Genomic DNA, 11,823 nt, shown 5'->3' on the forward strand with positions numbered 1-11,823 from the left:
ACCCGCAATAGATTCTGGTATAAGCGCTGCGCTTCTGCTTTCGCAGAGTTGAGAGGCGATTAATCCCTTTTGTGTTCAAACATCTCGCGGATAGGCCAGATTATTATTACGTTTGGTAAAAGGGTTATGCTTTTGTCAGTGCCTGATTTAACCATTGATCAAACTGGCTCTTTGGGAGCGCGCCGTTAAGGCTGTCTATCATCTGGCCGTTCTTGAACACCATAATGGTCGGGATACTACGGATATGGTATTGAGCTGCGAGAGCCTGCTGTGCTTCGGTATCGATTTTTACAAAACGCGCAGCACCATCACGCTCGGCTGCTACATTTTCAAAGATAGGCGCAAAGCCGACGCACGGGTTACACCACTGAGCCCAGAAATCAACAACGACAGCTTGATCACCCTGGATAAGTGAAAGGAAGTTATCGCTTGTTCCCTCAATTGGTTTACCGTCGAGTAGTTTTTCTTTACAAGCACCGCAAGAAGCAATTTCTTTTGTGCGCTCAATTGGAAGGCGATTCATAGCCTTACAGTGAGGACATCGGGTAGTCATTGTGGTCATTATTGCGTTCCTTTCAGATATTGTTGGCAATAATGTAACGACTACCCCGTAATTAGAAAAGACGGAATAACAGGTTAGTTCGATAGATAAATTCGATTAAACCAATTTGTATCAGTAGGTTCCGTCCGTTATTGGTTAATACAAGTCAAAGTGCCTACAGTTGATGGCACGATGACACCTATTCTTTAGTTTTATTTGTTAGTGAATAAGCCCCATTTCTTTTGCTTCCGCAATGGTTAGACCGCTATCGCGAATGTCGCGAAGCATTTCGATACGGCGTCTAGCTTCAGCTTGTTGACGCTTAGATGGCGCAATGTTTGAAGCCGTTTCGTCTTTGTAGTCCCACTTAGAAGCAACGTCTGCAATTTCGTTGTGGTCAATAGAGTTGATAGACACAATTACCTCCTAAAGAAACCCTGCGTCAGAATCAACATATCTTTATCAGACGATTTTGTAAGAGTTAAGACGATAAAACCCAGTTTGTGACATATCGCATAATTGTGCAATTTACGTGAAATGATGCTTTGAACCGGAGTGGTTCAAGGGTATCTTTGAAAGTTCCCCTCCAGAATAAATTAGCAGTTTTAGGTCAAACTTCCGGCTTACAGATGTTTCACTTTTGTCCTAGCGTTTATCTGTGATTTTTATGATTGATTTCCTTCTGGAATTATTGGTGATAATTGATATTTATTAACCGTTTAGGTTTGATGTTGAACTTGCTGGGCAAAAGGTAAGCGGTTGATTGCAGGGAGTATTTACAAGCGAAATCAAAGCACGTAATATTCGCCGCACTTACGGAGAGATGGCTGAGTGGTTGAAAGCACCGGTCTTGAAAACCGGCATACGTTTGTAGCGTATCTAGGGTTCAAATCCCTATCTCTCCGCCACATTAAAAACAAAAAAAGCCGTTGATTATCAACGGCTTTTTTTGTATCTGGGCATTGCAAGCATCCACAATAGGATTGACTGAGACAATGTACCTATTCCGCGCTGCAAATTGTACCTACTACACTCGTATCTGCCTGCCAAAATCGTTAAAAGACAGAGGCTTCCCGTTTGACATCAAGGTTTCGCTACTGACAAAGTGCCGTGCAGAGGCGGTAGAACGTAACCTTGAAGTCGCCCGAACCCTACGCCCACTGGTTTCGAGTGTTCGGCCTGATGAAACCGTGGCTGATTTTAAGTGCTTGGTTGACCGAACCATCAACCAAATTCGCATCAGCTTTACCTCCTCTGACAAGGCAACAGTTCCTATTCGGATAGCCAGCAAAGCAAGCAACGTTAGAGCTCCTAGGCCGCTAGCGGGTATCACATTAAGTGAAGCTTTGTCGCAATTTGTCGCTTCGAAGGCAAAAGAGTCGGTGCGACCTCTAACGGTAAAACAACTTAAACAGCGCATAGAACACTTTATCACCTCCACCGAAGCGACAACGGTGTTTCAGGTTACCAGCGCAGAGGCACTCGTGTATCGGGATGTCTTGCTCGGAGAGGGGCGCAGCCATAAGACGAACAAGGAATATCTATCGGCTGTTTCCCAGTTTTTTAAGTGGTGTAAGCTGATGCGTTACACCACTGCCAATTCGTTCACTGATATCCCAATGGCTAAATCGTCGAGCACTGGTGATGGTTCAGCGCGGAAGCGCTGGCAAAAACACGAATTAAAGCGCCTGTTTCAGTCCGCTGAGTTTAAAGCAAAGAATGCTGCATTTAAGTGGGCGACACTCTTGATGTTGTTCCACGGCCTCAGGCCTTCGGAGGCATGTCAGTTAAGGGTTGAAGATATCTTTGAGCAAGATGGCATAACCTGCATTCGTGTCAGTGGAGATGGGGACGAGCAACGCATCAAAAATCCCGGTTCCTACCGTCTTGTCCCGGTGCATTCCAAGATTTTGGCATGGGGATTTCAAGATTATGTGTCTGAACTGAAGCAAGCGGGCCAGACACAGCTATTCCCTTACATCCCGCTGGGGGAGAATAAAGACTGGTCTCGCCAATATTGCCAACAGCTTGCGAGGTTGCAGAATAAAATCGGTATGGAAGCGGGAAAGCGACCGACTGCTTATTCGTTTCGTCATACCTTTGTGGATGAATTAAAACAACAAGAGGTAGATGAAAACATCGTTGCTCAGCTTGTTGGCCATAAAAACCAAAACATAACCTATGGTCGCTATGGAAAAAAAATACAAACTTAGTGTCTTGAAGAAGTATCTGGCTCTTATCAACTATGGCTCTGATTGTACTGTGGATTTTTGATGTGTCTATATAAGTGTTTGTATAAGCGGTTGTTTTTATTCATGAAAATATTTAAATATTAGCAGTTTAGTATGTATTTTGCCCTTTGGGGCGTGTTAGCTTGTAGCCAAATAATGATGAAAAGCGGCTTGAACCGCGGAGGTCAATGATGGCTCAATACACTTTTGCAGATTATGCTGCGCAATACCTTGCAGAGCGTCAATTTGAGGTCGCCCCCCTCTACCCTGAAGTCAGTGAAGTCCAAAGTGAAGAATCTGGTTAAACACTTTGGTAAAAGGCCGATTGAGACAATAAGGCAATCAGATATCAAGGCCTGGAAAATTAAGGCACACAAGAAGTTTGCCAACAAAACCATCAATGAACATTTTACGGTGCTCAGGGCTATTTTCAGAAGTGCTCAATGCGATGGAGTGATTGTTCGCAACCCGATGGACGGACTGAGCAACTTAGTGATAGAAACAGCTGAGCCATTGCCGTTCACCAAGTCAGAGCTTTCCCTCTTGGTTACAGCGCAAACCGAATACCAAAGTGAGCAGAACTTGTGTCTAACCAACTGTGCAACTGGCGGGCGGATTAGCGAGGCGATTGCGTTAGACTGGGACTGTGTGGATTTTGAACGTCGCCAGATTGATATTAATAAATGTAAAGTGCTCGGTGGGTATAAAGTACCAAAGACGGAATCATCTGAGCGAACCATTGAGATGAACCCGCATGTGATGGCCATTTTAAAACGGCAATATCAGCTAACAGGCCATCTCAAGCCCAAACGGATAAAAGTGTTACAGGCGGACAATAAAACCTACAAGACCCTGTATGTTCGTCATGTATTTCTGAACACCAAAACAGGTAAACCGTTTATTGATTCGCGTCAGTACGCCAAAAGCTTTTTTACCCCTTTCCTGAAGGCGCTGGGCATTAAGCACCGAGGGCCAAACCAGCCCCGCCACACTTTCGCCAGCCATTGCCTCACTGCGGGGATAAGTAAAGAGTGGGTTGCGCGGCAACTTGGTCACGAAGATACCACTATGGTGGATAAACATTATTCCCGCTGGCTGAAGGAGGATGCCCCTAACTATGCAGGCCAGTTTTATGAATGCATGGATGATGTCTTCGGCGTTGTCGATAACCCTGTTGAGGAACCCCCAAGTCAGTCCGCTAGTAGAGCTGCACCCTCATTGCCAAACCGCTCCTCCGAAACCTCACTGGGCCTGGTTGGACAGTTATTGATAGCCCTGGAGCAAAATCCGGCGTTGGCCAGCACGCTTCAGCAAGCGCTGAATTTGTCAGGTGGTGCGCGTGAATAGCCTTTTGATTTTGGCCAGAGACAGTCTCGACATGGGCCGCGCCACAAAAGGGCGACGGATGTTTAACCAGCTAAGCTATCGTCTCACTTTTGGCTGCGCAAAAGATAAGACGACAGCGGCTGGCAAGGGAGTCCCCTTGACCCCGGGGTCGGCCCACACCCTCACAGGGGGTGTGGCATGAAAACCATCCATGCATTTTACCGCCAGTTCAATCCCGATACGACCGCTAAGGGTGTTGCACTAATTCTCAAGACGCTGTGCCATACGTTGCGCATCCTCACTAAAAAGGTTAAACCGCCGGAGTGGGATGAATCGCTGGCGAAGGAAAATTCACTTTGGTTTAACGGCAAAACCGCGCCGCTTGATGACTATAACCTAGAGCAAAAACAAGCCATCTTAGCCGCGATTATGCCAGCCTCAAAAGTGAAGAATCAGGCGAAGCTAAAGACCCGGCGTCGGCAGCTGAAAGGCAAAATAAAAAGTGCGATGGAAGTTGAACGCCAGAAAGGCCATGAGGATGCGGCCGAATTGCTGTGGGAGCTCTGGACGACAGCTGATAATTGCCCGATTCCTGCGGGTAAGGTAGCGCAATTGGACATGAAAACGCTGGCGCGTCACCAGCAAAAAATGGGCTCGGTCAGAAAGTTTGTTGCAGTGCATAACAAGCTGATTGGGGCCAGGCCCAATCAGAATGCCACATACCTTCAAGAGGGGATAATTAAAATCCCTCACCGCTGGAAGGTAGATAACAAAACCATTACACCGCAGGACTGGCTGGACTTTACGGAAAAGTTCCTCACGCACTATTTTCCGAAATACCCCATCCATGCCATGGCGGTGCATGCTGATGAGCGACTAAAAAATGAAGAGACCGGTACGCATTGTCACTACTTCCTGTCTGGGCAAGACAGTGTTTTTGGCAACTGGGATTTACTCAAAACCCAAATTGAAGTGGTTAATCAGTACGTCCGTGAACAAAACAAGCTGCGTGCTGCAAGAAATGAAAAGGAAGAAAAGTTGCTACCAGAAAATTGTGTGCTGACACAGGAACAAATGGTGCTGCACGGCGAGCGGCTGCAAGCCATGTTTCGTGATTTCATCAATGAGCACCTGCTGCATAAACGGGGGTTACATGCTGTGCTTGCACCCGAAACCGAGCGCCAGTCTGAGGAGCGTAAGAAAGGGAACCGGCAATTAAAAATGCCCAAGTCCAAGCGCAGCCATAATTACGCGACCCGAAAATGTGAGCTGGAAGAAAAGCGGCTGGAAAAGCTAAAGGAGAAAACCAAAGAGGCAGCCAGTAGTCTTGCTGAGCTTGAAACAGCCAAGGCGCAACTAACCAGTGAGCACGCCTGGCAACAAGAGCAATTGATGCAACTTGAGCAGGATATCACAGAGAAAAAAGCAGAGATTGCAGACCAAGAGCAAGCCATCAAGACACTTGGTTTTGAATATTGCCGCATAAACACGATGACGGAAAAACTCAGGGGCGAGCTGAAACAGGTGCTGGGCGAGCTTATCCGGGAGGCATATATCGGCGTGGCGTACCAGCAGCGTGGCTTAGTGCATCAGGCTGAAGATTATTTTCAGCGTCTGGCAGAGCAATTAGATAGCGAATTGTCGCTCGATTTACAGCCTGTGGTGCACAGCATTATCCATGCCGTGGGGGATGAGTCATGCGACACAAGTCCTGAGGATTATGAGGTGGGCTATGACTGACCGACTAACCACAGCGAAAGCCGTTTCTTTCGTTACTTTCTTTATTTCTTTCTTCTGTTTCTTACTTACTTTCTTCAGTACACCGGAGGTGTGTAATGAGTGAAACTCAAATTGGCCGAACGCCTGAAGTTTCTGACGAGACGATTATTCGTGCCGGTAATGCCTTACTGCAACAGGAGCGCCGTGTTACGGGCTTTGCACTGCGCAAAGCAGTAGGCAATAAAGGTGATGCCGGTCGTTTGTTACGCGTGTGGCAAGTGCACCTCAATGCGCAAGACCGTGAGCAAGGTGCTGATGGTTCTGACTTACCCTCTGAGCTCTCAGAGGCGCTATCATCGGTTAACCAAAAGCTGACCCATGAGTTGCAATCCATCGTCCAACGGTTAAATGGCATTGCCATTCAAACAGCAGAGTCGCGTGTGGCGAGTGCCGTTAACCAGGCAAATGAGCGGGAACGTGTCGCTGAAGCTGAGGTTCGCGATGCGATGAAAAGGATCGATGAGCTTGAGGCGCAGCTGGCTTCCTTATCACAGGCGCATACTGAGTTTGTTGATAAATTACAGCAGCGAGAGCAAGAAAATCAAAAAGTAGCTGAACAACTCGAATCGTCAGTGAATGCCCTCAATGACACACTCAGGCAGCTTCATGAAACGCAGCGACAACACGATTTGCTGACTCAGCAGAATGACGCGTTGGAGACAGGCTTAAACAACGTCCAGAAACAATATAGTGATCTTAAAGCTGACTTTGCGGCAAAGGAAAAGGAGCTGGAAATGTTAACCATTCAGCTGGAGGTTGTATCGGAAGAGAAAGCCAGACTGTTAGATGATCTGGTTAACTTGGCGGCAGCATCGTAGGAAACAGCCACTGAATTGAATGAAAATATTCAATTCTCTACTGCTTAGAAACCGAGTTGATTGGACAAGTTTCCTTTCATAAGAAGGATTCGACGATCTTGTATCAACTCGGTTTAAGTGGACAACTGAAGTTGGATTAGTGTTCACAACTGAAGTTGGATTAGTCAGCATGCAGTCTGTCAGTTCTCATGTGACTTAATCTGACGGATCACATAATCTGACGGATTACTCTAACACGAAAATGCCCCTAAACGTTTCAGAACGCATCGTTTTAGCAATAGAACTAGCTAATGTGCAAAACATGCACATTGCTTATCAATCAACTACCGAGTATTCCTCGGCAGTTGAACTGTTGCAATAGTTGCCTGAGCAATGAGAAAGTTCAGTTGTTGCAGAATCTGCAACAACTCATATCTGCCCCATTCCGCGTTAACATAATTATTCAGTGGCAAATCGTGCCACTGGAATTTCCGTACTTTTCCTTATGGCTAGCTGTCATGGGGGCGTGCTTGAAACCTCCCAGAACTGTGCAGAAAGGGTATCTTCGTATCCAAATATTTACAGTGCATGGTTATGCAAAGCTGCTTGACGTCATATGTCAGAAATAGAAAAAATGAGTTAGAGAATTCACTCTAACTCATGCAATTCAGGTAAAGAAAAATCACTTGTAGTCGATTGAAACGAACCTAATAGATCAAACTACTTAATAGACTTAACAGCTTCAAAAAGGATCTTGTTGAACTCATTAGGTTTCTCAAGCATCGGAAAATGTCCTGACTCCTCAATGTAATAAATGCTGTAATCTTTGATATGTTTCTTGTTTTCTGCTGAGTTAGTTGGCCATAATCGAGCGTTCACTAACACAACTGGCACGTTGATACTCTCATAGACGCGATATGACTCACCACTTACATATTGGCCGATATAATTACGAAACTGATTAATCGCGATATCTTTAGGGGCTGACGCCATATCTTCTCTAGCCCAATAGAGTAACTCTGGCTCTACGTTCTTCGGTAATGAGTCTTTTACAAATGCCGCAATTCCGCTTTGAAAATCGTCTTCAAAAGGCTTCGTCATCAGGTCAAGATCATCTTGTGATAACTTTAATGCCACATTTTGTGATGTATCGACACCAATAATGCCCTTCACTTTTTTGGGCATCAGCTTAGCTGCTTCAGCAATTACACCACCAGCCATGGAATGCCCAATTAAGATGACTGAGTCGAGCTGTTCTTTCTCAATTACCGCTTCAATGTCTTTAGCGAATGCAGTCATGGTGTACTCTTCTCGATTGAATGACGAATTTCCATGACCAGCTAAATCAATAGTAATAACTTGGTATTTTTCTGAAAAATAACCGATTTGATTTTGCCAGAGCCTGCTATCCAGACTCCAACCGTGAATAAATATTAGTGATGTTTTGCCACTCCCGTTAACGCTATATGCAATTTTTTCTGCGTCATTTGATATAGCAATTCCTAATTTAGATGCTGGGTTATTTGCTAAAGCATTCGCGCTATTTAATGACATGCATAGTAGAAATGTCACTGTCAGAATAAAACGTTTCATAATTTCTCCTTACTTCTTAGTTGTCAAAGAAAGCAGAGTGATAAGCAACTTCGCCTGTCGGAATATTGTTGGCTAGCGATATAGCTAGGAAATACTCTGATGGGACACCTGGAAGTGTAAGGTTTGGCTGTGACTCAAAGCCAAATCGGCCATAATATTTTGGTTCACCGAGTAGCACTACACCCTCAATACCTTGTGTTTTAAGTTGTGCTAAACCTTCACGAATAAGTGCACCACCGATACCTTCACTTTGACGCTCTGGCATTATTGATACTGGGCCTAAACCATACCAAACAGACTCCTCGCCATTAATAAGAATCGGTGAAAAGGCAATATGACCAATGATGCCAGTTTGATCTTCACACACTAGAGATAGTGATAATACTTTTGCATCACGTAGTTTATTGACGATCGAGTGTTCTGTTGGTTTAGCACCTGGTTCATGGTGTGGATGATTCTCAAACGCTCGATAAATAAGTGTTTCAATTTCTGTAATGTCTGAGTTATTTTCAGCTCTAATTTTCATGTTTTAACCTTTGTTTTTTAGTATAAATACTTGGTAACCATATTGACCTAAGTATTGCTCGTGTATCTGTAGTTCTTTGCGTAAATCATCGAGTGCATTAGAAGAAAAACCTTCATCTTCAACCTGAGTGATTTTTTGAATCAATGGAGCCAGATAGTTGCGCCACGACTGTTCACTCTGTGTAAAGCTCTCTATAACCTCATAGCCTTCTTTCATCATCTCTTTGATTCGTTGCTTGCTCGTCGCCATGTCTGGATAGTTTTGTTGCCAAAACTCTATGGCTTCGGCATCTGGGTTATCGGTCAGCCAAACCAAGTCACTAATAACTAAGTAGCCATTACTCTTGAGAAATGGTTTCCAACCTTTGAGTGCCTGCTTGACTCCCATGATATAAGCACTGCCTTCTGACCAGAGCACATCAAATTGCCCCCGATCAAATGGCATCGCTGTCATGCTGGCACAAATCGTTGTTATTCGATGTTCAAGAGAATGGTCTTTAACCTTCTCTTTAAGGCAGCTTAGGCAGTACTCATCGTTATCGAGTGCCGTTAAATTGAAGGCTGAATTTTTTGCCAGCAAAGTGGTTGTGACTCCTTTTCTACAGCCAATCTCTAGCGCATCGCCCGACCTAATAGGTAAAGAGCGTAATGCTTTGAGAGAGTCACCTTCATCACCTGGCCCCAGCCGATCTAACCCTTGAAAAATAGCTTCAAAATCAGCCATGTATTGTTCATGTTTATTCATATCTTTCGAAAGCCACTTTAACCTCAAGGCATTCTTTTCACTGAAGCCTTGTTTCATTAACCATTCTAGATGTGCTGACGGGGCTTCTTTTTCCATTGACTGGTGCCACTCCTTCATAGAGTTCATGCCAAGCATTGAGGAAAGAAGCTCTCTTGCTTTTTGTTTTTGGGCGATTTCTTCATCCAATACATTAAGCCTATGAAGTAGCAGCTCTCTGTCGATTTGAGCCTTTAAGCATGCTTGGCACTCTTTTAGGGTTAGTCCGCCAGCTTGTAGTTGCTGTAATAGTTTTACACGTTGAACATCTTTGTCTGTATAGCAGCGATACCCATTGCTTTGCCGCTTGGCAGAAATCAGTTTGAGTTTTTCGTAATAGAGCAAAGTGGAACGGCTCAATCCGACTTTTTGTGCCAATTCAGAAATACGGTACATGGGTTTTCCTCTCATTTATGAGCGAACTATAAACTGTGAAGCTTTAGACAGGTCAATATTTATTTTGGCAGAAACTTGAAAATAGTCTTGGTAGTCAGAATGGTTTCGAATAGCGGGCAGAATCACTACGCCCACTTTAATTTGCATGAAGTTGGCATTTATATGTAAACGCATCACTTGGGATTCTTGTTGCGCAACGGAAGGAATTGTCCATTTTCGTGCAAGATGACTACCGAAAGAAGCGGTGGTGGCTTAAGTTTTGTGATACCTGTATTAATTCATCGGTTACTAATTTAGATAATGCACTGACAAGCTTCTGTCCAAAGCCGAGTTGATCAACTAGGCCAAGTCGACTAGGCCAAGTCGATGTTGACTCAAAATGCGCTAGCTACCATTGACTTGCTATGTAATTTTAACTAGAGTCAATTGCATAACACAATTGTTTAAATATGCTTGCGTCACGCTCGGTTACGCATTGATTTAAAACGGTTTATTTTAATTTATGTCGTGGGGTCAGGGTTCAAATCCCTATCTCTCCGCCACCTCATTAAAGAAAAAGCCTTTGTTCTTTCAAAGGCTTTTTTGTGTCTGTAGTGATATTTATAAAAGTGGCCACAGAGTGTAGGCCATTAAGTGTAAGATTACAGAGTTCTAATTACATTTTACTGAACCAATCAATAGTTTCAGGTAGCATCTTCCCGTCAAGTATCTCTGGGCCGGAAAATGCACTCCACACATGGTCAGTATCAAACTCAATGAGTTTTTCTACACCATCATGATAAGTCATCCAGGCATCAGTATTTATAACCAGGTTATCCTGAGAGCCTCGGATGACAAGCAGAGGTCCTTGATAATCAGCAATCGCCCCAATAGGATTCTTTGTTAAAATTTCTTTGAAAAATTTAGCTTTTAGCGTTGTATTTTTGCCCCACGGAGTTGTTGCTGAAAATCTTTTTTCAGGATCACTTGCTGCTGCCTCAAGAATTAAATCTGCCCCTAAAAGATTCGAGAATGTCATGAAAGGATGTGTAACAGGGGCCCAAAGGGCTACTGACCTAATATTTGGGTTGGATTTGGCGACATGGCTGGCAATCAAACCTCCTTGGCTCCACCCGAGGATACCAATTTTAGAATTATCAACTTTGTTATTACTTTTTATCCAGTTTACCGCCGCATTTGCATCTTCTATTTGACTACTGAAGGTCGTATCTTCCCATTTTGCATCACTGTCACCTGAACCTCTAAAATCAATACGTAAGCTAGCAAGACCATGTTCTGCCATTATTCTTGCTGCTCTGGAATAGACACCTTCTTCTGTGTCTTTCACTGGTAACTCATGGCGGTTGCCCATAAAGCCATGAAGCATTAATACAACAGGCGGCTTAGATATATTTTCTGGTGTTTCTAGTGTCCCAATTACCTTTTGACCATCAACATTGAAAGAAATATCTTTTTTAGCAGCATATACTGGATATGAAAGTATTAATGAAGCGAGAAGAGCAGAGCAAGCGCCCGGTTTTTTATTAAGAGATAACATTTAAAATATCCTAAAAAGTGATTGCAGGTTTATTGTTCATGATGAAATATAATTAAGTTGCCTCTGAAATTTATTTGATTCCTACGTAATTAATGGTCAGATCTATAGTAGAAGGTTCACAAATACCAACTCTGTGATACCTTTATAAAACTTGCTGATTATCAAGGAAACATTAATAAATGCACCTGCGTTGTAACATTGAGGTGCATTTTCTTACGTATAAGAGCCTTAGTGAAATTATGGGTCATGACGCCAACTTGTTGAACTAACATCTGTAGAACTCACGCTCAATGAATGTGCCAATTACCTTGTCATGC

10 protein-coding genes and 1 tRNA gene are annotated in these 11,823 nt (G+C 43.9%); 5 read left to right on the forward strand and 6 right to left on the reverse strand.

All coding sequences use genetic code 11. From position 1 onward, the window contains the following. Positions 1 to 124: 124 nt before the first annotated feature. The gene (trxC, locus tag Q0852_RS12765) at positions 125 to 562 is read right to left on the reverse strand and encodes a thioredoxin TrxC (protein ID WP_299018471.1); all 438 of its coding nucleotides are present in this window, start codon (positions 560 to 562) and stop codon (positions 125 to 127) included. A gap of 198 nt (positions 563 to 760) precedes the next feature. After that, positions 761 to 958, reverse strand: a complete 198-nt coding sequence (locus Q0852_RS12770) for a hypothetical protein (protein ID WP_299018473.1) — start codon at positions 956 to 958, stop codon at positions 761 to 763. A 400-nt stretch (positions 959 to 1,358) separates the two neighbouring features. Between Q0852_RS12770 and Q0852_RS12775 the strand changes: the two genes are divergently transcribed. The 5 genes from Q0852_RS12775 (at position 1,359) to Q0852_RS12795 (ending at position 6,695) form a co-directional block, all read left to right on the forward strand. Continuing rightward, a tRNA-Ser gene (locus tag Q0852_RS12775) sits at positions 1,359 to 1,449 on the forward strand. 87 nt (positions 1,450 to 1,536) lie between these two features. Beyond that, on the forward strand, positions 1,537 to 2,754 hold the full coding sequence (locus Q0852_RS12780; RefSeq protein ID WP_299018475.1) for a site-specific integrase: 1,218 nt from the start codon (positions 1,537 to 1,539) through the stop codon (positions 2,752 to 2,754). 306 nt (positions 2,755 to 3,060) lie between these two features. Continuing rightward, the gene (locus Q0852_RS12785) at positions 3,061 to 4,119 is read left to right on the forward strand and encodes a site-specific integrase (RefSeq protein WP_299018477.1); all 1,059 of its coding nucleotides are present in this window, start codon (positions 3,061 to 3,063) and stop codon (positions 4,117 to 4,119) included. A 177-nt stretch (positions 4,120 to 4,296) separates the two neighbouring features. Further along, on the forward strand, positions 4,297 to 5,838 hold the full coding sequence (locus tag Q0852_RS12790; protein ID WP_299018479.1) for a hypothetical protein: 1,542 nt from the start codon (positions 4,297 to 4,299) through the stop codon (positions 5,836 to 5,838). A 95-nt stretch (positions 5,839 to 5,933) separates the two neighbouring features. After that, a complete protein-coding gene (locus Q0852_RS12795) occupies positions 5,934 to 6,695 on the forward strand; it encodes a DNA-binding protein (RefSeq protein ID WP_299018481.1) in 762 nt (253 codons plus the stop codon). A 699-nt stretch (positions 6,696 to 7,394) separates the two neighbouring features. Here Q0852_RS12795 and Q0852_RS12800 read toward each other — a convergent pair. The 4 genes from Q0852_RS12800 to Q0852_RS12815 form a co-directional block, all read right to left on the reverse strand. Next, positions 7,395 to 8,267 carry an alpha/beta hydrolase gene (locus tag Q0852_RS12800; RefSeq protein WP_299018483.1) on the reverse strand — a complete coding sequence of 291 codons (873 nt, stop codon included), beginning with the start codon at positions 8,265 to 8,267 and terminating at the stop codon, positions 7,395 to 7,397. Positions 8,268 to 8,283: 16 nt separating this feature from the next. Beyond that, a complete protein-coding gene (locus tag Q0852_RS12805) occupies positions 8,284 to 8,793 on the reverse strand; it encodes a GNAT family N-acetyltransferase (protein WP_299018486.1) in 510 nt (169 codons plus the stop codon). Positions 8,794 to 8,796: 3 nt separating this feature from the next. Continuing rightward, a complete protein-coding gene (locus tag Q0852_RS12810; protein ID WP_299018488.1) occupies positions 8,797 to 9,969 on the reverse strand; it encodes a MerR family transcriptional regulator in 1,173 nt (390 codons plus the stop codon). Positions 9,970 to 10,624: 655 nt separating this feature from the next. Further along, on the reverse strand, positions 10,625 to 11,506 hold the full coding sequence (locus Q0852_RS12815) for an alpha/beta fold hydrolase (protein WP_299018490.1): 882 nt from the start codon (positions 11,504 to 11,506) through the stop codon (positions 10,625 to 10,627). Between the last annotated feature and the right edge of the window lie 317 nt (positions 11,507 to 11,823).

It is taken from the genome of uncultured Photobacterium sp. (assembly GCF_947502415.1).
Classification (GTDB): Bacteria; Pseudomonadota; Gammaproteobacteria; order Enterobacterales; family Vibrionaceae; genus Photobacterium.

Coding starts and splice junctions, on each gene's coding strand:
- trxC (WP_299018471.1), bottom strand. CDS start 562: ATGACCACAATGACTACCCGATGTCCTCACTGTAAGGCTATGAATCGC.
- Q0852_RS12780 (WP_299018475.1), top strand. CDS start 1,537: ATGTACCTATTCCGCGCTGCAAATTGTACCTACTACACTCGTATCTGC.
- Q0852_RS12790 (WP_299018479.1), top strand. CDS start 4,297: ATGAAAACCATCCATGCATTTTACCGCCAGTTCAATCCCGATACGACC.
- Q0852_RS12795 (WP_299018481.1), top strand. CDS start 5,934: ATGAGTGAAACTCAAATTGGCCGAACGCCTGAAGTTTCTGACGAGACG.
- Q0852_RS12800 (WP_299018483.1), bottom strand. CDS start 8,267: ATGAAACGTTTTATTCTGACAGTGACATTTCTACTATGCATGTCATTA.
- Q0852_RS12805 (WP_299018486.1), bottom strand. CDS start 8,793: ATGAAAATTAGAGCTGAAAATAACTCAGACATTACAGAAATTGAAACA.
- Q0852_RS12810 (WP_299018488.1), bottom strand. CDS start 9,969: ATGTACCGTATTTCTGAATTGGCACAAAAAGTCGGATTGAGCCGTTCC.
- Q0852_RS12815 (WP_299018490.1), bottom strand. CDS start 11,506: ATGTTATCTCTTAATAAAAAACCGGGCGCTTGCTCTGCTCTTCTCGCT.